Genomic DNA, 26,611 nt, shown 5'->3' with positions numbered 1-26,611 from the left:
TGTAACTATTGTCAATTCTCCACCAAGTTTAGCCATGTACAATCTAGCGCCTACTACTATCTCCAATTTGGAAATTTTAGCATTAAATTGGTTATTCTTTGATGTAGATGGAGATACTGAGGCTTTTTCGCAGGTCTATATTCTTTGGTATCGGAACGGTGCATTGCAGACAGCTTATACCAATCAATCCTTTATTTCCTTGGAAGAAACGGCTAATGGGGATCTCTGGCGCGTAGACCTTAGGGTATCAGATGGTTTCAGTTATAGTCCAGTGTATAGTATCGATATCTTCACGAAAAAGCTCACTATTGAGTATTACTTTACTCCCACAGGTCAGGTTGATCCTAACATTCGTGTGGATGAATTCTATGTCGAGGATGAAAATCTATCCATTAATTACTACTTTAATACTATCAGAGACGTCTCGAATGCCTCTATCCGCTGGTTTACCGATCAGGGCACTAACACCTGGCTTGAAGCTGTAGAATTTGAAAACCAATCTGTCATTCCATCCGAGGCAACCCTTCCAGGTCAGAAGTGGTATTGCTCAATCATACCTTTTGATGGGATATACACTTGGGCGCATTTGAATTCATCTATTGTCTCAATTGAGAGTCGTCCGTACATCAGTACTTTAGCTTCAGAGATTATTACGATAGAAGAAGATACGGAAGGCCATTATACCTTTGTTATAACCGCGAATGACACTCAACATTCCATCTACGCTGTTGAATACTCATTCAATGATACGATTGGAGGTACTAAATATGCGGAAAAAATACAGGGGACTAACACGTGGATTCTTGATTATCTTCTCACTATCAACCAATTCCAGAATCTTTTAAACCACTTGATTCTCGCTGACATAAAAATCATCACTCAAGTTGATTATGATCAAACCTTTAAGATCTATCAGACATTCACCTTTAATTTCACCATCACAGATGCGGTAGCCCCCCGAATTGCCAATGTCTTTTTCACAAATAACGCCACGAGTATTACTTTTTATGCTGAGGTACAGGAATATGGGAGTGCGATCAGTGAAGTGTCTTTGTATTACTACTTTGAGGAAGTATCCGCTGCTGCTCCAGCAGGATTGGGAGCCTCATTTTCGCAGTCAGAATACAGCGTTTTCATGAATCTTCTTAACTCCTCTACTCTCTCATCCCTTTATTCTATAACTATACCTTTTGATGCCAATGGGACTGATTGGAAGGTCATTTATCGTATTGCAACCTTAGACAGTGCTGGAAATGGTAACCCAACAGCTTATGATGTCCAACGAGACGACCCTGAAAGTGTTAATAGAAATATTCTATTATTCATTCCACCTGGATTACCAGAGTGGATGTTGATTGTAGCAGGAATTATAATTTTTGTTATATTCATTGGGGCTATTGTCTATATAAAATTCATCCGAAAACCTGAAATTGTGGGCCTTGACAAGGAATTGGTTTTAAAGAACATTAGTCAATTCTCTGAATCAGATGTATTACAAAAAATGGATCGTCACTCTATTGGTAGTGTAATAAGCTTTTTTGATCAAAGACATGGGCCCATCCCAATAGTGTTTGACCCTGAAATCTTAAGAGATAATTTTGATAAACTGGTTGATCTTAGTGATAGATCATTCTCAAGTACAGGTTTTAGTAGTAATTTTAATACAGAGACTACTTCATCATATGATTTTGTGTTAGATTTAGGCCAAAATTTGTTGATCTCAGTTGTTAGTTTTGGATTTGCTCTTGAAAAGCCTGAAGCTAGAGGAGGACAAGAAAATATTACCTTTAATATTTTATTATACAAAGATCTATTCGATTTGGTATATCAATTCCAAGAAGAAGTGAAAACGGAAGTTCATGAATTACATGAAGCAATGAAGGTTAAAGATACGAAGAAAGAACAATTAAAAAGAAGAATCATTGAAATTCGTAAATATATAACACGAATTATCCTAAGTTACGAATCTATTTATGGTACTACGGAGTTAATCAAAGAAGAAGATGTTTAATTTAACCTAAATGTCATATAGATGCATCTATTTTTTTAAAAAATCCATCCCCTTTATGAATGATAAATTAAAATAGCTCATCCTTCGAAAGAAGTGACAGATACTCCTTTAATTTATCAGAAGTTTGATCTTTCTTATCTGTTGCTTCTTGGGTGATAAGTACCTCTTTCTTTGGTTTTAAATGATTGTATATTGAAGTTAGAATAATTCTGCTAGCAAATCGTAAAGATCCTTCTGATTCGATGGGTATTTGCATTGCTTCCTTTAATAATTTCTCTAACTGTTTTTCTTGAATTGTTTCAACGATATGGGCTTGACCGATAGGAAATCCTCTCTGCGAAAAACTAAGGATAAATCCGCGTTTTGCTTTTTCAAGATTGAATGCAACTTTATCACTATCAGGGAGAAAAATATATGCACCATCGCTCTCGATTTCCATTGGTATTATAAATTCCAGAGTATCAGCTAAGATTCCACCTTCACTTCTTGTTCTTTTAGTTTCTACTTCAAGGGTTGAGCTTTTTTGTCTTAATTTGAGTTGTCGAATTGATTCATGAATAATCTTCGCTCCAAATTGCATAGAAAGAATTCCATCTTCAAAAACACCTATCCCGCTAAGATTTTGTTCATATGCTAGAATATAAAGGATTTCATCAACAGTTGCATCCGCCGATACTAGAGAGCTTCCAATCATCTCTTTATGTCCCATTCTGCTTTGTAACTGAAAACTAATTTTAGCATTAAGACCATCTTCTATTAAATCAACTTTAAATCCCATTCCTTGAGTATTGGGTAAAGCTATAAATCCATCACTACTCTCAACTTCTATAGGTATTTCCATATGTGCAACTTCGGCAGGTTTTGTAATCATTTCTTTGATTTTCCTTGGTTCTACTTCTTGTATAAGATACTTTGTGTTAATTTCCCTTATGCTAAGATTTGGTTTTTCAACTGCTAATACGAGACATTTAACAATATTTTCCTCCCTTAATTCACCTTTAAGGTAGGTTGAAAATAATTCGAGAAGCTTATTGGTGTCAAAAGTTTTGGTTTTTTCTTCTCCCTGTGATTTTCTAATAAAAGGCAAATATTTTAAGAATATATCAAGAACTAATGGAACAGGCATTCCTGAAGTAACAGCCATCTCAAATAATTGATCCCACTCGTTTTCGATCAGCTCAGCTGCATTTTCTGCCTCAATTTGATAAAAATTTATAAGATGAGTTAGTTTTGTTGGATCAACCTGTGCGAATTGATTTAAAACAGTAGTATCCTCATCTACAGGTTCAGAAATGTCTAAATTTTGTTCTATTTCTAATTCTCTGATATGAGGGATTTCTGTATGTGCTAAAACTGTCTCTGAAATAGACTCCTCTGAAGCAGCCTTCCCTAGAAAAACTTTGTTTTCATTGGGAGCACCATTCTCCGTTTTTAATGCATGTTTCATGATAAATTGAAGTTTCTGTAAGACTTCTGGATCACCAGCCATTTTTTGAGTAATAGGTGCTATTGGAACTTTTCTTACAATCTCTTCCTTTGGTTCGATTAAGGTCATAGGAGTTGTATGATATTCCTCAATTTCTCCTATTTCTCTTCCTTCAACGAAATCACTCTTTGTAAGCTCAGGAATGGTTAATTCAAAAATACGACCGAAAGAATCTATCACACTTTCAGGTCGAAAAATAGTTGTTCTAAAAAATCTTAAGGGAGAATCTTTGTACTCAAGCTGAAATTGTTCCTTTAATTGTTCATGAATAGATTCATAATTTGGTCTATTTCTGATTAAATCATTTTTATGTAGAAAGACAAAAACATTTGTTTCAGGTGAAAATGTTTTTAATTTCTCAATACATGATGTAAAATATTGAATTGCATTATTACGAGAGGTTTTATTAGCTACATCAATTAAAAATATGAATATTTTGACATTACTAAAGACAAAAGGACTAAATCCTGTTAAAAACCTTTTTAAGAATATTTTTTGACCCCCCAAGTCTACAATCGTAACTGGCGAGTCATTAACCGTAAGAGAGAGTCTTTCATAGTTAATTGTGGCACTAAGCTTGTTTACATCCTCAGTTTGTTGTTTTAGAAAGAATATACGTTTAACTGCGGTCTTTCCAGCCTCACTCAATCCTGCAATTAAAATTTTATAGCCAAGATGCTGAGAAATCTCAGTTTCTGATACCCAACGAGACATTTTCGGTCGATTCCCTGATAATCAATTATAAACCATAGGTTTTTAATTTATGTATTATATCCAGATACCCAATGAGACATTTTCGGTCTATTCTATGATAATCAATTATAAACCATAGGTTTTTAATTTATGTATTATAACAAGTTTTAATAAATTAATCTAAATATATTATAGGGAACTCATACTCCAAGAAATAGTAATTTTAATTAAACTTTATAAGATACAATATATGGATAAGTAATTTTTCATCTAGAAGGAAGAATGTGATTACTATGGAACTTTCTAATCAACCCAACAAAGTATTATTTATGGGTCTTGGAGCGTCCGGGAAATCAAGTATACGGTCAATTGTATTTGAAGGAAAGTCGGTAAATGATGTGAAAGATTATCATGCGACAATTAACTATACACGTTCTACGAAAAATATTATAGATGCTCCATTCCAGATCTTTGATTGCGGTGGTCAAGAATCTTTTATCTCTGTATTTGTTGGGGAACAAGCTGAATTTATTTTTAGCGATGTAGCTGTTTTGATTTGGGTAATTGATGTCTCAAATTTCGATGCAGTCTCTACTTCAAAATTTTATTTTGATCTTGCTTTAAAAAAATTAGCTGCTTATTCTGAACGAGCATCTGTGTTTTGTTTACTTCATAAAATGGATTTATTACTCCCTGATATGAAAAATCAAGTTATAGAGACTGTAAAAGTCTATTTTGCACCAATTTCTGGTTTAAAGGTTCAATATCGACCAACATCGATCTATGACCAATCTATTTATAGCGTGGTTGGTGAAATCATCCAAACACTAATACTTCAAAGTTCAAAAGCACAGACTGTATCAGAGGCTATTGAAGAATTTCTCAAATCAAATGTTGAAATGTCAGGAATAGCAGTGTATACAGATGAAGGTCTTCCTGTTTTTGAAGGAGGAGAGACAGACAGAATAATTCTTCCAGCAAATCTTTGGTTAGCCTCTTATGATAGATTGTCTAGCGAGTACCAACAGGAGGAGATTAAAACAGTTCTTGAAACAAACAATTATATTTTTGTCTTCCATGTCATTAAATCACAGCTCCTCCTTTCTGGAATAGCAAAAAAGGTTGCTCCATTACAGTATGTTTTGGTTAAAATGGAGCAATTAGGTGAAATATTAAATCAACTTTTATAAAATACCATGTTTTGACGAATGAACTACCTTTATGAGGATTTTGATTCACTTTCTTCTTCAGTCATATATTTCCCAAAAAGATTCTGAATATCATCCATTGCAATTTGTAATTCTTCTTGGGGGATACCTTTTGATCTTTCAAACCATCCTCTTTTAATCGGAGATTTAGAATCATCATGATAGCTTATTAAGTCTGTTGCATCATTAAATACATCACGTAATTCAGGAATGCGTGGAAGGCCAAAAAGTAATAATAATGATGATTTCTCTCTTAGTGGATCATCATAAGCTACAAATGAAGGCTGAATAGAACCACCTTTAACTAAATACGGCGTTAGAATTTTCTTCAAATAAGCTGAATATTCAATTTTTGAGATATCTTTATTTCCAGTTATTATAGAATAAACTGAACCAGCATTAGGTTTAGTGTCTATATCAGTCAAAGAACAATGATTTACGGTGTATCTAGCAGCCAATGCCATCTGTTTATCAATTCTTCCGTATTCAGGGATGAAATACATGTCTTCAAAGAAACATGGTACAACAACAGGATCCAGTCTTCGCGAATAATCAGCTAAATCAGTTGTTGGGAGGACTTTTTTTCCAGGTTCTTGAATACTAGGGGACAGAATCGCTTCTATCGTACGTAAAGCAAGTGGATTAACCAATTCAGTGAATTCAACATTGGTTTCAGATTTTAATTTATCATAATTAATGGCAAGATTTGAAGAATCTATTCCTACTGATTGATCTAATAGACCACTAGCACTCCCCTCTCTCCATTCAATAACTCTTTTTAACATTGTTTTATTGGACAACAGAAAGATGAGATTGGGGCCTTTTTTTGGTTCAAGTTGGTTTCGTAATAATGTGGATAGAGACCAAATTGAATTAATTGCTTCTGATGATTGGTTTTCAAAAGGCAAAACACCAAAAACATAAATAAAAATACGTCTTTCATCAGAAAATTGATTGTGAAGTAGTTCAACAAGGGCAGGTGTTCCACCACAGCCTGTTCCCCCTCCAAGACTTGTTAGTATTATGAAACCAGAAACTCCTTCATAACCCAGATTCTGTAACTGATTTAGTATTAAATCACGATTTTTCATCACTAAATCATAACCTTCCCGAAATTTTCCTCCTACTCCTATTTCCTCATCAGAATACATTAATGTATTTCTTACTGGAAGTGAATATTGAGTTCGGGTTTTCATTAGGTCTGTTTTGTCTGTATTCATAATTAAATATTCTCGTATTCTTGTTGATCCTTGTCTTTTTTCTTGTTGAACATAAGATCCTACAAGGTTGGAACCACATTCTCCTATTCCTATAACAAATACATCAGCTTCTCTACTAATATCTGACATTTAATTTACCTCTTACCTATTCATTACATAATAATCTAATGCAAATGACAAATATTGAACCATTGGTTGGTGGGAGTATGTCTCTTCAATTTCTCTTTTCGCATTTGCGATATAAGCTACTTTTACTTCATGGATTGGGGTTGGTTTATAATCACTAATAAAAAGAAATAATAATCGATGCCATTTTGAAATTTCAGGTAGGCTTTCTTGTAACCATTGGGTTTTTAATTTCGAAATTGTTGCAAGCAAATTATATACCTCATTTAGATTGCTTTCTGTACTTAGTTTTACTCTTGCATCAACTAGCTCTTTCAATGGAAAGATTTCTTTTGAACATTCATTTAATTTATAATCAAACACAGCCTGAATACTTTTATAATATGGAAAAATAGGATTATTTAAAAGATCATTTAGATATTGATCATAATTCTTTATTTCTAGTTCTCTAATTGCTTCAAGGAATAACTTAGATGCTCTCATCACTTCTATTGTAGAATTAGCTATAAGATCAAAGGACCAAAATTGTATAGCATTTCGAGCTTGTTTAATTCTTACCACGTGTGGCAATAATGTGTTTTGTGTATTTTTCCACCCTAAAGCTTGTATAAAATCGAGTATTCTTCCAGCTGTAGTATTTGCAGTATCGATAATTTCAAATAAAGCTTTTTGTAAATCCTGGTTCTTCAAAATTTTGTCTAATTCGACAAAAGACTGTGTAAGCATTTCAATAGACATCATATCTGTGGAATCCGCCTGAATCAATTGAGTAAATACTTCAATTTGTTCTCCAACTAGATTTTGTATATTAGTTATTCCTAGTGATTGGAGTTCGCTAATTCTTCTAAGAAGATTCTTACTTGCGATACTGAGAAGTTCCATTAACTTAGCTAATAATATATATTCATAATCATGTATCGTTTCTACAATTAAACGATTAATTGTTTCCAATGTCTGTCCTTTAGGAGTTATAGTACTCTCAAGAAAGGTGTGAACCTTATGAACTTCAGGTGAAACATCTCCCATAACTTCTATAATCCTAGGAAGACTAACGGTGACTTTATTATAAAACAATGCTTTAAGTTTCTCTAATCCTTCTAGAGCTTTATTAGTAGCATTATTTATGTAGAATTCAAATTTATTGATAATTTGTTCAATGTCTTTTGTTTGGGATAATTCTGTAATTCCTTGCTCAAGAATAATGAATAATTGATTAAACATCCCTAAATAATGGCCAGGAAGTGACTTATATTGTTTTAGCCAACCTGATAAAATATCACGACATTTCAACTGAACTAATTCACTACGTTTTGTATTATAGGTATTTAGACGGAACCATAGCTCTAAGAGCTCTGAATAATCTAAAGCTTCTAAATCTGTCGGTATTTCAAACATTGGGGGAGAACCTACCTCTTGTTTAAAATATGTTAGAGCTAATCTACTCGTTTTTTCTACCAACTCAGTCTGTTTCATGCATTCCTCAATCATTGTGTTTTTTGATGAATTCATTATTCTTGAGAACTCAAAATAGGCTTTAATCATCGCTATTGAGTTTCTAGATGCACTTACTCCAGTTAATTTAGTTATTAAATCATTCTTTTCTTTTCGTAAATCAACTGGAACTTCTCCTGGTATCATTGGAAAGTTTAAGCCTTCAATCTTATTCTTGAGGTATGAGAGCATTTTTTGTTTCCAATTTTCGATTTCATCAATTTTTATCAGTAGATCTGATAACTCTAATTCACTAGCATCTTCCACAAAAGGAGGGCGAGGAACCCCTGGGTCTGATTCAAGCAGTTCCAGTATTGTTACATCCTTAATGTAATCTTTAATATATGCAGCAGTTAATGTAACAAATTGTTTATATAAACGGTCATATGACCTTCTATAGAGTAGAAGAGTCTGAATATTAGTCTCGGAAGCCATTTTGTCATAAAGTGAATTAAGTTCACCTTGAAAATTAGGTGGAAAACTATCAAGACCTTTTTTCTCTAACCTGCTTGCTATGGTTAATGTATCATTAATTGCATGTCGGGCTTCTTGAAGAACATTTATTAGCTTATTTTTCCAAACATTAACTGATCTTAAATAATTCAATAATTCTAAAGGACTATCAGTATCAAAATTTACAACAGGTGGTTTCAATGAAATCAATGCTTTGGAATCTGAATCTGTAGCGTCAAAACTTAAATTATTACGAATACTTTCACGGATTCTTTCTAAAAATTGTCCATAATAAACATGAAATCCTTTTATCTTTTCAAATACATCTAAAATATTTTCTGAAGCTTCTTGAACCCGAATCGCATGTTCTTTTGCATTCGAAATCAGTGTGTTTGGTATTACAACCCCTTCCTGAAAGAGTCCTTCATTTACTTGGTATAATTCATCCGTTGATGCCATCCTTTTAATTCCAATAATTACATTCGATTCCCAAGTATGAATTTGTTCTGAGAGATTAGTTAAATCTGAGATTGAAGCATTTACCATTGAAACTTCTGGTGGTGAAGGAATTAAAGTATCAGAAAGTGTTGGAAAAAGTCCTCTTACCTGTGTAATGATATTATTAACTGTAGTTCGTGTTCGTGTTATTTCAGATTTGAGAATGGTACCAAATTTAACAATAAATGTAGAAAGTGATCTATGCAATTGATTAAGCTCATAGATGGTTTTTACTTCCTCAATTCCTTTGGTTAATTCTTTAATACCTTGATATTCACTAATATCAGAAATCAAATTCTTTTTTTCTGCTTCTTGGACTGAATAATACAGTTCATGAGCCTGTTGAAGCAATTTGTCTTGAACAATGTTTCTTGAAGAATCTAAGTACTGATCTATTGATTCTCCTTCCTTTTTAAGATCAAAATAAGTGTTTATTAATCCTTTTGGGTCATAAGTGGATAAAATTTCTTCATTTAAATTCCGAGTTTTTTTCAAAGATTCTGAATCTAGTTTTACTAAATCAGAATACAACATTGTTTTCGATTTATTTTCTTCCAAAATATTCAAGCATAATTCCTTTACTTGAGTCTTAGAATTTTCTAATATCCTTTCAAAATTATTTAAAAATATATTAATGGCATTGAGGTCTGCTGTTAAAGGTAAATTAATCGCTCGGATTGAGTTTGAAGCTTGAGGTGCTACAGTTGCAAGGCTATCTGCTTGTTTGTCAAGTTCAGGTTTTAAAAAATCTATAATTGATTTAAATATACATTCCAAGCATTTTTCTTCAGCTCGTTGAATATCTAATTGTAATTGTTCAACTTGTTTTTTTAATCCTCTTTTTGCCAACATTCCTGCTGATTCTAGCTCTTTCTCGGTTTGAGAGTATTGTTGTACTAATTTAGAAAAGGAACTAAGTTCTTTCGAACAAACAGGAGAACTAAAATATTTATTTAATCTGGTAAGTAACTTAGATATTTCTTCTAACATTGAATAAACATCCACTTTGAAATCAATCGAAGTAATACTTTTTCTAGCTGCTCAAATTATAATGTTGTTGATGATTGTATTTGTTCCCATGCTAACGAACATCTGATAATATATTCTGCAAGATCTTTTACATAGCCTTTAATTGTCTTTCTCATGTTTAAATCTACTAAACGAAAAGGTATATTTAGTAAATCCTCTTCAGAAGTGCCTAATATTGAATTTGATAATTCATTTAATTTTATAGAGATTTGGGTGGACATAATTGAAACATATTTTGCCCAATCATAACTTATGATAATGCCTAATGATAAACGATGGGTTTGTCCTTTATCCAGCCATTTTTTTGGGCTGTAAAGGAAAATTGAAAACGATTGGTTTGTAAGATCGATATTTAATGCAGAGGATCCTAAATCTTTGCCAAAATCTTTTTCATCACGTTCATTATCATCAATATACTTCTCAACAAATAAAGAAAACATGTCTAATATTTGTTTTTTATCTACTTCATTCATTTCATAAGTTACTTCCCAAAGAGAAGACGTTGAACCCTGAAATGCTGAAAAAAAATCAATAATTACTGAAATCTTTGCCTTCTTTAGGTTGGAATAGACTTCTTCATAAGGGATAGTCTTACCTAGTTCTAATAAACTTTGAAAAGCGGATTCATCTGCTTCAAAGATTGATGAAAAATCAGAACCTAGAGTCTGAGATACATCTTCTTTTCCGCCAAAAGCCATTGTGGCAATATCCTCAAGATCCATTTCTTGAAGCTGCTGCTTTTGTTCTTCTCTTTCTTGAATTTCTGAAAATAAAGATGAAACCATTGAGGAATCATAAAATAATTGATAAATCCTTAAAAGAAGTCCATTTAAGCTAGTTTCATCTATCTCTTCTATATATTCTCTGAGTATTGAACGCATTACAACATGTTTTGCCATACGTGTATTTCGAACTTTATCTTCTATCTCCTCTGTCACAAATTTAGACATGGTAATTCATCTAGCCCAAATCAAGAAGTTTTGAAAGGTCCATGGGAATATCTGAAGAGTACTTTTCTTAATTGATATCTTCGGTGATTTAATAGTCATACTATATTTAAAAATATTGCAATTGAAATTCAAGACCTTATTTACTCCTCGATTTGATGTTTTTTATCAAAACTCACTATTAATGTCGGAAGTAAAAAATTTCTAGAAATCTATGCGATTTTAAAAAAATAGAAATTGTAAAAAATTATTCAAAAAATAAAAGGTTATAATAACGTTTTTTAAGGTTCTATCTTCCTAAAAAGAGTCGTTCCCCTAACAGTTTAGGTAATCCATACTCATTTAAACGATTAACAACTGAATCAATTAGATAATCTACTCTTATAATTTTAGCATCCATTTTATTTAAATCAATGACCATGTATGAAGCTTTAGGATTTTCATCTCTTGGTTGGCCAATAGATCCTGGGTTTACCATCATAAGTTTTTTATCAGAAAATATTTTTTCTTGAATAAAGGGAATATGTGTATGACCAAGAACAAGTATATCAATCCCTAAATTAACCATATAATCAAAAAGATTTTCCTGCTTTTTAGAATTGGCATGAATATATTCCGTTAAAGGATATTGAGGGGATCCATGAACTAAACATATCTCTTGAGAAAAATCCAAATGTCGAGTAGTAATCAGTTGAGGTAATTGAGCAATTTCCCAGTGTAACTCCAATGGGATTTGTGTTATCTGCCAATTGATTGATGTAACTGCTAAAGGATTAGTAGGAGGTGGTGTAATCCCTTGTCCGATATAATGATCATGATTTCCTTTCACCAGTTTTGTAATAATTTTATTTTTTAAAATCAGTTCAGCGCATTCTTTAGGATCAGGGCCATATCCACAAAGATCTCCAATAAAATATATTTCTTTAATTTCAGGATAATTTATTGTCATATCATTGAGAACAGCTTCAAGGGCAGTGAGGTTACTATGAACATCAGAGATCAACGCTAGTGTATACAAGATTGATACCTCATTATATTTATCCATAATAATGCATAAATGATTTATTTTTAATGTTATTTTATTTATGCTATTTAATAATAATTAAATATTGACTATTATTATTAATCATTTATCTGAGTTCATTTCGCTTTCTATAATCTTTGCAATATTTATCCCTTTAATTTCTGAACTCGAGGTCACATTATCTTTATGCATTTGAAATAATGCTTCGTGAATTATTCGAGCAGTAAGATATATAGCACGTTGTCCACCAGTAATAAAGCCCAATGCCTCTAAATTCATTTGAAAGGATAAAAGATACATTAACTCCTTGTTTGATATAGTACTGGAAATTTTAATTCGATTTACAATCCTATTATTACAATAAAGTGTTAAAAAAATTAGATTTTCGACCAAAGTAGCTCTAAATCCTAGTCCTTTAGTACTGGGGAGATCTAGAATTCCTTCAACGACTTTAGCTTGAGGGAGAGACTCATCTTGAATGGGTGTTATAACATCCTCTATTGGCCTTTTAGATTTATCTTTTACTTTCGTTAAATATTTCGAAATGATAGCATCAATACTCATTTTATGTTTCTTTGTAGCAAAAATAAGACAACTAAAAAGATCATCTTGAGAGATTGATCCCTGTAAGTATGAAGAAAAAAGGTCCAATAGCCTTTCCAAGGATAAAAATTGAATATCCAGCCCTTTAGATTTGAGAAAGGGAATATATTTAATAATAACATCGCTTACAAGAGGGATGGGAACACCTGCTGTTGCTGCCATCTTGAATAGGCTATGGTATCCTGAATTTACAATTTCTATTGCTAACTCTGTATCTATGCCAAAATAATCAATCAACGAACTGATTTCTCGATTAATTCTTACCTGTTCAGGAGAGGGTTTTCCAGATTCGACTAATGAAGTGGGAGGTGGAGCCTCAGAAGAATTGATATGAATCAATTCGGTTTCTTCAACTATTTCTTCAGTAATTACCTCTCTTAATGTAGATTGAGAAGTTAATGGCTTCATGGAAGCATCAACAATCGATCCCCTCATTAAGTTTTGTATTCTTTCCAAATAAGCTGGATCCTCTTCATCTAAGTTTATTACTTTTTTTTCCTCCGGTTTCTTTATCATTTCTGCAGAGAGGATTCTAGGAGTAGAAGTAACCTTATCGCAGTATTCTTCGATTTCACCAATATGTTGTCCATTAACTAGTTCACTTTGACTTAAATCTGGCATTGATAGTTCGATAATTCTTCCAAAACTGTTTGATACCGATTCAGGATTAAAAATTGTTGTCCTAAAGAATTTTATTTCTTTTTTGCATTCTACCTGAAATTCTTCTTTTAATATGTTGTGAATTGTCTCATAATTAGGCCAATGTTCCACTAAATCATTTTTATGTAAAAAGACAAAAATCTTAGCTTCAGGAGAGTACATATCAAGTTTTTCAACACAGGCTTTAAAATATTGAACCGCATTATTTCTTGTTGTTCGATTCGACACATCAACTAGGAAAACAAGTGTGACAACTGAACTAAAAATAAATGGACTAAAAGTTGTTAGAAAGCGTTTCAGAAAAATCTTTTGCCCTCCAAGATCAAGAATTGTAATGGGGGTCTTTTTTATTGTAACTGATAATCTTTCATAACTCAAAGTGGCTGAGAGGCCATCTACTTCTTCAGTTGTGTGCTTAAGGAAGAAAATACGCTTAACTGCAGTTTTTCCTGCTTCAGCTAAACCTGCGATAAGAATTTTATAACCAAGTCTAGCATCAATTACTGACTGTTTAACCCATCCTTTATCCGCCATCATCAGTCCACTTTTTTGAATATAAATGTAACATTACATAACAACTTGATTTAATTCTTTTATAAAAAACTTTGTTTTTACTCCTTCCTAGTGAAAATATTTCGTCGGTATCAATTGGTTAAATTAGGTTTGAAATCTAAAACTGATGATTCAAATTTATTCTTGAATTTTTATTATGTTACATTTATAATATAGTTTCTATTAAATAGAGGATAGGTGAAATAAATTTGATATCTGAATCATCTAATTTTCGAATTTAAACGGAATATGGTGATTTAATATGGCAGCTGTTAATGTTGCGAAAAAATTATTATTAATGGGACTTGGAGCAAGTGGAAAAAGCAGTATTCGATCTGTAGCATTTGAAGGTAAATCTCCTGAAGAGGTGAAGGATTATAAGGCCACTATTAATTATACTAGATCAATGAAAACAATAATTCAAAATCCTTTTCAAATTTTTGACTGTGGAGGTCAAGAAAGTTTCATCTCAGTTTTTATCGGAGAACAAGCTGAATTAATTTTTAATAATGTAGCAATTTTAGTTTGGGTTGTTGATCTTTCAGATTTTGATCAAGTTTCGACTAGTAAATTTTATTTTAGACTTGCAGCTAAAAAATTAGCAGAGTACTCTCCCGATGCAGTAATTTATTGCTTATTTCACAAATTAGATCTCGTAATGGCAGATACAAGAGCTAAAATTATGGAAACACTGCAGGACTTTTTTACTCCTCCAGTTGATATTAAAATTCATTATCGTGGTACATCGATTTTTGAAAAATCAATATACACCGTAACTGCTGAAATAGTTCGATCACTAATAATGCAAAGTTCCCAAGCCCAAACCGTCTCTGAAGTTCTACAAAAATTCATTGAATCCACAGAAGAGCTTTCAGGGATAGCGCTGTATACAGATGAAGGTTTACCTGTTTTTGAAGAGGGTGATCTTGCTGATTCCATTTTAATACCTGCAAACCTGTGGTTAAGTAATTTAGACCGTATTCAGGATGAATTCAAGACTTCTAAAACGTACAAAACTTATCTTGAAACAGATGATTTGATTTTTGTCTGTGAAAGACTTAAATCTGAAATAATTCTCACAGGAATTGCAAGAAAAGTTGCACCTTTACAATATATCCTCATTAAAATGGAAGAGGTAGCTAATGCCCTGAAAGATCTTGTATAATCACTTTAACTAATCCAAACAATCAATTCATAATTTATAGAGATGATATTATCTTTGGTGACTATAAAATCAAGAATTTATTCTAATTTTAATTTTATTTTTTTGATATGTATTTTTTTTGGCAGTCTCTTATTAACAGATTATTCAACTCAGATTGATAATACTCAAGAATCATTTAATTTGTTAAATAGACTTATGCGAAGTTTTGGATTAATTAAAGAGAATTTAAAGGAACCAACAAGATTTTCAAGACACGTTAATCGTCTAATTGCTCCAACACAAGATTCAACAAATAACTGTACAAGCTTATTTCCTAGTGGGATAAACGCCAAGATAATTGATTCAAATGAAGATTATGTCGATAATAATGTCTCAAATATAGATGGAGTAACAGATAAGGGTAGTCACTCAAATTTTGACAATCAAAAAACTGGACCAGATAATTTCTATGATGTGTTAAGTGAAACAGATGTCAATACGGTAAATCAATTGAATTTGTCTGTTGACTCATGGGATATTACACGAAATAAGTGGGCAAAGACAGGAGCTTCACCGTATTTGGATAATCAAACTATACCATCTGTAAATGAGGTTCATACAGTCGCCAACGCAGTCGGGAGTAAAAATGGTGATGAAATTGGAGATTTTGGATTTCAAGATGTAAATTTGAGTGGAACTTTAATCTCGGTAAAATTAAGTGTATATGGCCATGCTAATCCATCTTATCCGACAGATGCTTATTTTTCTGTTCATTTATGGAACGGAAGTATCTGGATTGAAATAATGAATTTTTCAGGGGAACCAAATTTTTGCTGGAAAGAGGTAGATGTTAGCACTTACATAAATACTTGGGAAAAAGTTAATGGGACTAAGATATTCTTAAGAACTGAAGATCCTGGAGGAAATAAATATGGAGAACAGCTGTGTGATTTGGCAATTTTAGAAGTTAATTACCTTCCTCTGCCAAATTACAATATTGATGTAGAATTACAATGGACTTCTGCTATTTTCACAAAACCAAATGCTCAGTTAGCAATTTATACAGGAAATTTAGGTACAGAAGGATTAAGAGTGGATGTGTGGAACGGATCATGGATTACTATAATTCCAAATTTGATAACGGATTCATGGAACAATGTAAGCATTGAAAATTATTTAAAATCATCAATTTTTACTATTCGATTTAAGGGGACAGAAGAAAGCTCTGATACAACACAAGATCAATGGAATATTGATGTTACATTACTTCATACGTGGGATAATGATATTACTCCTCCAACAATTAATGATTTTGGGGTGGACGATCTAGGGACAGGAGTGGGAATTTTTTGGGCGAATATCTCTGATTCTCAATCTGATGTCGATGAAGTCACACTCCAAGTGAACTCATCACAATATACCATGGTTTATAATGGTTCTCCAAGTGAATTAGGATTTTGGGTAAAACAGATTGCTGTTAATTTTAATGGGTATTATTCGTATCAGATTATAAATGCTTCAGATTCAGCAGAGAACTATATTTCAGTTCCTTCAGAAATAAGAAACCATACATTTAATCTTGATACTACAGCTCCCATAATCGAAAACTGGGAATATTTTGCAGATATTGGAGTCAATGGGACATTTAATGCTAATATCACCGATAATTGGGGAGAACTAGACACCGTTATTGTAAATGTAACTGAAATAGATGGTATTCCCCAAAATAATTTATGGGCAATCATGGTTCCTACTCCATTTGGTTTCGTTAACGATACTCTCTTCATGGATAAAGATCAGGTGTTTAATTTTTCTATTTTTGCTAATGATACTTCGGGGAATTCTTTCATTTCGTTAAAACACATTGGAACTGGTCCGAATCATCCACCAGAAGCAACTAACCTATCTATTTCGGTTAATCCAAGAACAAATGAATCTTTACTAGCTGATTGGATTTTTAATGATGTAGATGGCGATACTGAACCTGCTAATAGCTGGATCGTTCGTTGGTATAAAAATGGAGTTTTAGTTCCAGCTTATAATAATCTTAAGACAGTTCCTTTTGGTGCGACAATTAAAGGTCAGGTTTGGAATTATACACTCCAAGTATTTGATGGCGATGATTATTCAACTCTCTATTATTCGCCTATCACAACCATTATTAATACTCCTCCTGAAGCTAGTAGTGTAACACTTACACCTACACCAACAAGTAGTGACGAAATAGTGGCAGGATGGATTGCATCTGATATAGACGGTGATAACCCAAATAATTTTTTGAATGTAACAATAATTAGATGGTATCAATGGGTTGGAACATGGATAGAAATTCCAGAATGGATGAACTCCACTTATATCACACCTGATGACCTAACAAGAGATGAGATATTTCGTTTTGAAATCCAGCTTTTTGATGGAGAGGAATATTCTCAAGTCTATATCTCTCCAAATACGACAATCTTGAATTCATTACCAATATTAACAACTATTCCATCTTTTAATAAAACAACAGGTATAACTACTTCCGATAATATCAATATTACATATCTATATAATGATGAAGATGGGGATGTAGAAGTAGTAGGGGAGAGAATCATTTTTTGGTATCGAAATGGGCAATTTAATTCAACAAAAACAAATGATACAATCCTATTAAGTTCTGAAACAGCCTCTGGAGAAACATGGCAATATATAATCCGAGTTTATGATGGTTTTGAATATAGTATAAATTATACCTCTATCTTGATTTCAATTGATTCATATACCAATACCATCCCTGAGGTTCAAAATATTCTATTATCTGGTAATACAAATTCTACAATTGAAACTCTTATTGCAAGTTACAATTTTTATGATGCTGATGGGCATCAACAGGTTGAAAAACACATCCGTTGGTATATGAACGGTACCCTACAATCTAGTCTCAATAATTCCTTTACGGTGAATCCCAGCCTTACAGTTAAAGGCCAAATTTGGAATTTTACTATTAGAGTTTTCGATGGTCTAAATTGGTCTCTACAATATAATTCTAGTAAATTAACCATTCGAAATTCTATTCCGCAAGTCAATAATATACAAATTACCTCTAATACGACAACTATATCTAATTTAATTATAGATTGGGATTTTAATGATTTAGACGGAGACAATCAGGCAAGCTTTGATCTTAAATGGTATATTAATAATATTTATAACAGTTCTTATGATGATTTAACTGAGATAGATTCAACTCAAACAAAAAAGAACCAAAATTGGATATGTTCAATAAGAATCTTTGATGGTGAAAATTATTCATCATGGTTTAACTCATCTAGAACTTTTATTTTTAATACTCCTCCTTCTCTCCAAAATTTAGGTCTTCAAGGAGGAAAAAATACAAGTCAGAACATTACTTTGGTATATAATTTTGTTGATGTTGATAGCGATACTGAAGATACAGAGAATACTATAATAAACTGGTTTTTCATTAATGGATCCATCATTCTGGGTCAAAATACTATAGAACTCGCTAATGAGTATTTTGTTGCAGGGAATATCCTTTATGCGAAAATCACTCCCAATGATGGTGAAGATTCTGGCACTACTTATCAAACTGGATATTTACAAATAGGAAATGCAAAACCCACAATTATTGGTCTTCCAAATATTGTTGGATTTAATGATAGTGCTATATATTTTGCTGCCGTTTCACTTTCCGTCAATTATACAGCCCAAGACTTAGATCATCCCTTTTTCATCTATGATATTGATGTTGATGAGAATGGTCTTGTAGTTGGCTCAAATTATCGTTGGTATAAAAATGGGCAAATTATGAGCGATCTAACTGGACCAATAGTCTTACCCTTTTATTTATCAAAAGGTGATCTATGGATGGTAAGCGTCCAGCCAAAGGACAGATATGGTGATCTAGGTTCTTGGATAAATTCCTCAGAAATACTTATTGGTAACACCCCTCCAGAGATATTATCATTTTCATGGACCACCACTTCCCCAACTGTTCAAAACGACCTTTCTTTTACTTATACTTTTTATGACCTTGATTTTGATTCTGAATGGCAGAATCAAACTGAAATTTATTGGTATAGGAATGCTATAGAAATCTCTGTGGCAAGAAATCAAAGTACTCTTTCCAAATTATTGTATGTAAAGGGAGACTCTATTAACCTGTCAATTCGATTATTTGATGGGACAAATTATAGTCTTTTATATAGATCTACATCAGTAACTGTTGTTAATTCAATTCCTGAAGCTCAAAACATCGCAATTCTTCCCACTAAACCATTTACTTATGATTCATTACAGGTCAAATATGATTTTTTCGATTATGATGCTGATAATGAAAGTTCAAATCGGATTATTCAATGGTTTCGTAATGGAATTCTTGTCCCAGAATTGACAAATAGCTCAAGAGTAAATTCAACGTATACATCATCAGGAGAAGTCTGGATTCTTCATTTAAAAGTCTCTGATTCCTTTAGTTATAGTCAGGAATACGTTTTGCCTCCTGTAATTATTTTAAATTCACCTCCAAGAATATTAGATATTTCACTTGAAGGAAATATTAATTCAAGCTTTGCTGATTCAAGTCTTACTTTTAATCTAAATGAGGATATTATAGTTTATGATCCAGATCAGGATGTGATTATTAGTTATTCAATTTCTTGGTTAAAAAATTTTGAATTTCAATATATCTATACTGGCCAACCAATAATTCCTGAATCTGAACTCATTAAAGGAGATATCTGGTTTGCGATTGTACGAGTCTTTGATGGTAAAGACTGGTCAGGAAATCAATCTTCTCAAGAAATCCTAATTATCAATAAAGCACCAGAAATCCTGAATCTTTGGTTAATAAACAATTCATATTCTGAATTCTTATTGGAAAATGAGAATATTTCATTAGTTTATGATTTCCAAGATATTGATGATGACTTGGATGATTCCATAATATACTGGTATCAGAATCAGATTTTTCTACCTGAATTTACCAATTCAAGTCAGATACCAGCTGAAGAAACTTTTCCAGGAGATAGTTGGTATGCTGAAATTCTCCCCTATGATGGAGAATTATTTGGTCTAAAAGTGAATTTATCGATTTACATAGAAAGTCAACCAACTATTAATGAGGTTGGAGTTGATATTAATTCTGATAAGGAGGGTCATTATACTTTTTGGGCTGATGCTACAGATCCAAGAAATCCCATAACAGAAGTAATCTTTCGTTTTAATTTCCAGAATAATACCTTAGAGCAAAGAAAATGGGCTGAATTTAATGGTACAACATGGACATTAGATTATCAACTAGAGAACTATTCTTATCTTGGGAATTTGGTACGAATAGAAGTCACAGTAATATCTACTGTAAATCCATTATTATATTCAACTAGTTTTGAGATACTTACAGTTACAATGTTTGATTATGTAATGAATGATGAAGTTGCTCCTCGGATAAGGAATGCATACTTTACAAGAGATAATGAATTAGATCCCAAATTTTTAACTTTTTATGCTGAAGTAGAAGAATTTGGTTTTGGTATTAGTCAAATTGTTATTTATTATTATTTTAAACCCTATACTGAGGGAAATGGAGCCACTATTGCAGATTGGATGAGTTCTTCAATGATTTTTCAGAATCGTAATTTAACAGATAGTTACGAGCTCTGGTCTCTCGAAATAGATTTTCATCACAACAACTCAAATTACGAAATTCTATATTACATTTCCACCTCAGATAAAACAGGAAATGAAGATCCTTTAGCATTTGACATCAGAGCTTACCCTCAACGAATCATTGAGAATAGGTTTATTTATAAACCTCAAGGTTTACCCGAATGGATTTTATTAATTGCAGCTTTTGTAATTTTTCTGATATTCGTTGGTGCTATGGTGTATGTAAGGTTCATACGGAAACCTGAAATAATCGGTTTTGATAGAGACATAGTTATGAAAAATATAGAAAAAATAAGTGATACTGAAATAAATGCTTCTCTAGATCTACATACACTTGGAGTTATTCTGTCTTATTTTGATCAAAGATCTGGACCTGTTCCCCTTATTGTAATTCCAGACTTATTACAGGATAATATAACGCCTTTAATAGCACTTTCAGATCGTTCATTCAACAGCTGTGGATTTGCAAATGATTTCACCTCAAAAACATTTTCAAGCTTTGATTTCTCTCTAGAAAGTCTTATACGCATTAATTCGATGTCCTATGGATATTCAATAGCAAATAAGGAAGCAAGAGGGGGAGCAGAACATTATACTGTAAATTTACTCATTATTCCAGAAATATTCCCATTAATTAATCAATTCAAAGAAGAACTTCAAACAGCTGTTCATGAAATTCATATGTTGATGACAAATGAACCTGAAAACAAGGATGCAATTCTAGAATCAGTAATTAATCTCAGGAAAAGAGTTTCATACATTGTTTTATCCTATAAGGATGTTTATAAAACTACAGAACTGATAAAAGAGACCTAAGAATATCACAGACCCTTTCACTATCAATCTAACACATTATTTAATAAAGTTAAATAACTTGATTAATCTAAAATAAGGACGAAAACATGCATTCTACTAATAATATCCAAAGTAAGAAATTAGTCTTATTAGGATTAGCAGAGACTGGAAAATCGACAATAATCAAAAATGCTCTAGAAGGTATCATAACAAGACCTGGAGAAAAATATGATGCCACAATTAATTATCAAAGAAAAATCAAAAGGTTATGTGGACTTGAAATCATAATATTTGATTTAGGAGGACAAACAAGGTTTTTAGATAAATTTACTGGAGATCTTTCACGTTTTGTTTTTAGTGATATTGATGCATTTATCTTTGTTATAGATCCTCTCCAAACAGCTCTTTATTCTCGATCAAAGTATTACTTGGAGCTTTCTTTAGAAAGAATGAAGATCTTCAGTTCAAATGCGGAAATATTTGTGTTCCTACATAAAATGGATCTTATCCCACGTCCAGATCGGGATATTATATCAGATAATCTAAAGAAATATCTTACTTCAGAAATTAATAATCCAATTCAATATTACGAAACTTCAGTGTTTAATGAATCAATCTATGAGGCAATTGGCTCTATTATTTCAAAACTTTTTGATTTAAAACGGATATTTAATAAAACTCTGATTGATTATATAACGAAAAATATAAAGACTATTGTTGAAGTTCATCTTCTTACCCATGAAGGGATATTTCTCCTTCAAGCTTCTAATAATCACTTTAAAAACTCAATTCCCCATAAAAAAATTCGTAAATATTTTATTTATGCGTTAGAACAAAAAACTCTTTTTAATAAAGAAAATACAGTTATTTCAGTTGAAGGGAAAAAGAATGTTTATCTTACTTACTTCTTGGAAAGAGGGCTAGCAGTCTTAATTGCTATCTCAAAGCAAGATTTAACACAAGACTTAAAATTTTCATCTAAGATTTATGAAGACATTCTCAAGTTCGTATTTTCATTAAATGAAAAATCAAATCTTTTGACGAAGGGAGGTAGATGAATTTATGCTTGATCAAATTCTCCAGGACTTAGAAAGTAGAGATGTAGAAATAATATCCAGAGGCTTAAAATTTTATATCACATCTGATGATCTATGGAAAAATAATCAGGCCCTAGACCAAATATTCAGTCTTTTATATCATGAAGAATATGCTATTCGAGATAAAACAGTAGAAGTATTAAAATTCCTAATTCAGTTTAATAGTTCATTACACGAAACTCTTGCTATACACTTGCTCAAAATAATAGGTAATTTGGAATTAAACATTGAATTATGGTTCCGTTGCCTAGAACTCTTTACACTCTTACCAAAAAAGTCATTACCAAAAGAATTCATCATTAAAATTTTTGATTCGGATGGCAATTATGTTCAAGGATTCTTAACATTTTTAATTCGTGAAAAGAAAGGTTATAGTACAATTATAGAAGAATTAATTAATTATATAGAAGAAAAACAATTAGATGTAAATTCTGATGCTAAAAAGTCCTTTATTTGGCTTTTTTGGAATAATAACTCAATTGTTAATCCAAGAGTCATAAATTTACTTTGTAAATTAAGCGAAGATGAAGATCGAGAGGTAAGAAGATTATCCTGTGAAATTCTAGTACAATTTGTGAACGATTCCAGATTTTCAAATACTATTTTTGAAACATTAGAGAAAAGAATAACAGATGAATCTTGGCGTGTTCAGAGAGTGGCAATTAAATGTTTGTTACAGAGTACGCAGAATATATATCAAGAAGACGAACATTTTTGGACTAAAGTTGTAGGTTTGTTTTGGAATACAAGTGCATTGGTTCGAAAAAATGTATGTGAAACATTGCCACTCTGGATTCCTATTACAGAGGAAAAAAATAAAATTTTCTTAGAAATGATTGAGAATGCGCTTGCTGATGAAAATTGGGAAGTTCGAGAAAGTGCAGCAATCTCTTTAAATAAATTTTTAGATTTGGATCTTCAATATAAGAATCTTATCTATCCAATTATGAATTTAACTAACGATCCACATCCAGAAGTTAGAAAAACAAGTTGTCAAATCTTAATCGATAGGGATAATGCATTTAATAACAAAAACGACCTCTTCAAAATAATTATTGAATTATTAAATGATTCAAGCTTCATTGTCAGAGAAACTGCAATAAAAGGTTTAAAAAAGCTAATACATGAAGTAAATAGTGAAAAACTCTTTGATCTAATCTTAAAAATCCTTCTAAAACTATTAATTGATAATAATATTGAAGTTCGAGCGGAAGCATGGAGTTTTCTTTATGATTTGATGGGAGTTTTCCATGATTCTCATTTTGATTTATTAATATCTTCTATAATCAATTTTCAAAATCCCCTTGATCAAGACATTCAATTAAACATTTGTTCTTTTTTAAAAAAATGTGAAAAATTCATTTTGGAAAATAATCCACCTGTTTTTCATTTTCTAAAACCAATGTTAAAAGATAATAATGAAGAAGTACTTGAAAATAGCTGGGAAATATGTAGAACCATCTTTCCTCAAGAAACTAGGGATTATATAGTAGAAATTTTACCTAACATTCAGGAAGAAAATGAATCAACCTCTAAGTTTTTAAAAGAGGTATTTTGGGCATCACATGAACTAAATTTAATAAAAACCAATCAGAATATCTCTGCAATAACCATTCAAGTTCTTAAATCAAGTAATGATCAGGAATTACAAATTATAATTCTTAAAATTCTTTATAATTACGAAGATGACTTTATTTCTCCAGAATTAATCCATAGCATTATAAATCAAGGACGATGGATTGTCCAAGAGGCGTGTATTCCTTATATTATTCGATATTGTACTCAAGAGGATATTAAGGATCAAATCAAAACAAAATTTCTGAGAATGATCAACGAACTCCTCCGAAATCCTATTGATAGATTTGAATCCTTAAATACAGAGAGTTTAAAGGGACAAGATACGGAATATGAAAAGCTCTTTTTACCTGATAATATTAGTAATCTAATTGATTCTTGTAATGATGATCAGAGGCTTAAAAATTGGATATTACTTGAAAGAAAATTTGATTTCCTTCAAAAGACCAGTCATCCAATTTTTACTCAACTAGCAGAGGATTTTTGTATAATTTTCTTGCCAGAATTAAGAAAGTATACGAAAAAGCTCAATTTAATAGGACGAATTGGAGAAAAGAATGATATAAAGATGCTAATGTCTATATTGCAAATAATGATTATTCAACAAGCGCAATTACGAGAAAAGCTCTTAAATGAGATAATGATTTCCTTTGATTTAATTAATCCAAAATATAAAAGTATACGAAAGCAAATCATTGAAAACTTACTAATTGATTCAATCCTTAATATTCGGACTATTTCGTGGAAAATTGTATTGGATTACATATTCAAGCTAGATGAAACACAGTTATTAGATAACCTTCCACTAATTGCAGACCATCTTGATAGTCAATTTGAAGATGCTCGAATTAGAGCATTATCTATTTTATTATCGGAAATAAATATTAGAGAATCATCATATGAATGGATTTTCAATAAAGTAATTCAAAAAATAAGTGATCCTACTTTTTTTGTAAGAAGTCAAGTCTGGAATTATTTAAGGAAGAAGATTGATATATCTTACTCCCGATATGATTTATTGAAACTCAAAATTTTGGATCTTTTAGCAGATGCAAATATTGATATCAGAAATGAAGCTTTTATTTATTTTGATGAGAAATATGGGACTTTTAATGAAATTATTAGTGAATATACACACAAATACGAGGTTAAACACGCTATAGCTACGGTATTAGGGCAACAAGGTAAGCATGATGAAGCATTTTCCTTTTTTAAAGAAAATATAAAAAATAATCCAAGGAAATTAGAAAGTTGGTTGGGACTAGTCTTAATTTATCTCTCAAAAAATGAAATACAAAATGCTACTAGAATTCTAAATAAATTACAAGACAAACACCCATTAGAAATTATAATTTATGAGCTTCTAATTGAATGTGCGCTTGAAACAAATGATTTGGATTTAAAAAAAATATATGAAGAGAAAAAGAGATTGTTAGAAATCCTTTAAATTTCTTCTACTTTTCCTCTTTTATTAATTCTGTGGTCTGATAGATGTTTTCATAACTTAAAATTATATAACTGATGAATTCACGCAGATTCTTTATCATTCTATTAATTTCATCCATTTCTTCCTCTTTCTTATCCATGTGAAGATGAATCTTATGAACTTCTGTTTTGATTTCATCTTTAAATGATTCAACAAGAGGGAAAAGATCCTGATGAACAAGGATATTCAATGTTATATTTTCTTGACCACCACGAGAATTAGGTCTCTCTAAGGCATAACCATATGAAAGAGAACTAATTCTAATCCCTTGACTTAATACAAAATCATAACTTGAGGGAATCTCAACCGAAAAGTTGTCAGCAAATCCACAGCTACTAAATGAACGGTCACTCAATTCGACTAATTTTGTGAAGTTATCCTTCAATATTTCAGGAAGTACAATTATAGGAATTGGTCCATGTCGTTGATCAAAGAAGGAAACAACTATACCAATAGTATGCAGTTCCATAGTATTACGGACTTCTGTTTCAGTTACATCGCTAATTTTATTCAATACTAATTCCTTATCAAGGCCCACAATTTCAGGTTTTCGAATGAATTTTACATACACCACAGCTCCTATGAATATCAACACCACCATTGCACCAGCAACTAATAAAATCCATTCTGGTAAACCAGGAGGAAGATATTTTATAATATTCCGATCAATGCTTTCGGGGTCATCCCTTAGAACATCATAAGCTCTTGGATTACTATTTCCAGCACTATCTAAGGTTCCAATACGATAAATAATCTTCCAATCAGTCCCATTCCCGTCAAAAGGTATAGTAACAGAATAAAGGGACGAGAGAGCAGAGGAATTTAGAAGAATCATGAAAACAC

Annotated in this window: 13 protein-coding genes; 6 read left to right on the top strand and 7 right to left on the bottom strand. The window is 31.8% G+C overall.

Going from position 1 to position 26,611, the window contains the following annotated elements:
* Positions 1-2,011 (top strand): hypothetical protein (locus ACWVCY_RS03395; RefSeq protein WP_455140283.1); only part of this gene is annotated, 2,011 nt, incomplete at its 5' end.
* Between the two features lie 67 nt (positions 2,012-2,078).
* Here the strand turns inward: ACWVCY_RS03395 and ACWVCY_RS03390 are convergent.
* Complete coding sequence (locus ACWVCY_RS03390; protein WP_455140282.1) at positions 2,079-4,211, bottom strand: ADP-ribosylation factor-like protein; 2,133 nt, start codon at positions 4,209-4,211, stop codon at positions 2,079-2,081.
* 272 nt (positions 4,212-4,483) lie between these two features.
* On the opposite strand from ACWVCY_RS03390, the gene ACWVCY_RS03385 reads away from it, so the two are divergent.
* The gene (locus tag ACWVCY_RS03385; RefSeq protein WP_455140284.1) at positions 4,484-5,380 is read left to right on the top strand and encodes an ADP-ribosylation factor-like protein; all 897 of its coding nucleotides are present in this window, start codon (positions 4,484-4,486) and stop codon (positions 5,378-5,380) included.
* A gap of 29 nt (positions 5,381-5,409) precedes the next feature.
* Here the strand turns inward: ACWVCY_RS03385 and ACWVCY_RS03380 are convergent, their stop codons facing one another.
* The 5 genes from ACWVCY_RS03380 to ACWVCY_RS03360 all read right to left on the bottom strand — a co-directional run bounded on the left by ACWVCY_RS03380 (position 5,410) and on the right by ACWVCY_RS03360 (position 13,983).
* Positions 5,410-6,747, bottom strand: coding sequence for a hypothetical protein (locus tag ACWVCY_RS03380; protein WP_455140281.1), 1,338 nt, complete (start codon positions 6,745-6,747; stop codon positions 5,410-5,412).
* A gap of 12 nt (positions 6,748-6,759) precedes the next feature.
* Positions 6,760-10,176, bottom strand: a complete 3,417-nt coding sequence (locus ACWVCY_RS03375; protein WP_455140280.1) for a hypothetical protein — start codon at positions 10,174-10,176, stop codon at positions 6,760-6,762.
* A gap of 56 nt (positions 10,177-10,232) precedes the next feature.
* On the bottom strand, positions 10,233-11,165 hold the full coding sequence (locus ACWVCY_RS03370) for a hypothetical protein (protein ID WP_455140279.1): 933 nt from the start codon (positions 11,163-11,165) through the stop codon (positions 10,233-10,235).
* A gap of 286 nt (positions 11,166-11,451) precedes the next feature.
* The gene (locus ACWVCY_RS03365) at positions 11,452-12,180 is read right to left on the bottom strand and encodes a metallophosphoesterase family protein (protein ID WP_455140278.1); all 729 of its coding nucleotides are present in this window, start codon (positions 12,178-12,180) and stop codon (positions 11,452-11,454) included.
* A gap of 108 nt (positions 12,181-12,288) precedes the next feature.
* Entirely contained in the window at positions 12,289-13,983 is a 1,695-nt protein-coding gene (locus ACWVCY_RS03360) for an ADP-ribosylation factor-like protein (RefSeq protein ID WP_455140277.1), read from the bottom strand.
* Between the two features lie 280 nt (positions 13,984-14,263).
* Between ACWVCY_RS03360 and ACWVCY_RS03355 the strand changes: the two genes are divergently transcribed.
* From ACWVCY_RS03355 to ACWVCY_RS03340, 4 genes are all read left to right on the top strand, one after another.
* The gene (locus ACWVCY_RS03355) at positions 14,264-15,166 is read left to right on the top strand and encodes an ADP-ribosylation factor-like protein (RefSeq protein WP_455140276.1); all 903 of its coding nucleotides are present in this window, start codon (positions 14,264-14,266) and stop codon (positions 15,164-15,166) included.
* Positions 15,167-15,220: 54 nt separating this feature from the next.
* Complete coding sequence (locus tag ACWVCY_RS03350) at positions 15,221-21,631, top strand: hypothetical protein (RefSeq protein ID WP_455140275.1); 6,411 nt, start codon at positions 15,221-15,223, stop codon at positions 21,629-21,631.
* An 86-nt stretch (positions 21,632-21,717) separates the two neighbouring features.
* Positions 21,718-22,668 (top strand): ADP-ribosylation factor-like protein, encoded by a 951-nt coding sequence (locus tag ACWVCY_RS03345; RefSeq protein WP_455140274.1) that lies wholly within the window; start codon positions 21,718-21,720, stop codon positions 22,666-22,668.
* Between the two features lie 4 nt (positions 22,669-22,672).
* Complete coding sequence (locus ACWVCY_RS03340; protein WP_455140273.1) at positions 22,673-25,729, top strand: hypothetical protein; 3,057 nt, start codon at positions 22,673-22,675, stop codon at positions 25,727-25,729.
* Positions 25,730-25,736: 7 nt separating this feature from the next.
* On the opposite strand, the gene ACWVCY_RS03335 is transcribed toward ACWVCY_RS03340, so the two are convergent.
* The coding region (locus tag ACWVCY_RS03335) for a hypothetical protein (protein ID WP_455140272.1) at positions 25,737-26,611 on the bottom strand (875 nt) is incomplete at its 5' end.

The organism is Candidatus Hodarchaeum mangrovi (genome assembly GCF_975850365.1).
This window is presented reverse-complemented; position numbering and strand designations above follow the sequence as displayed.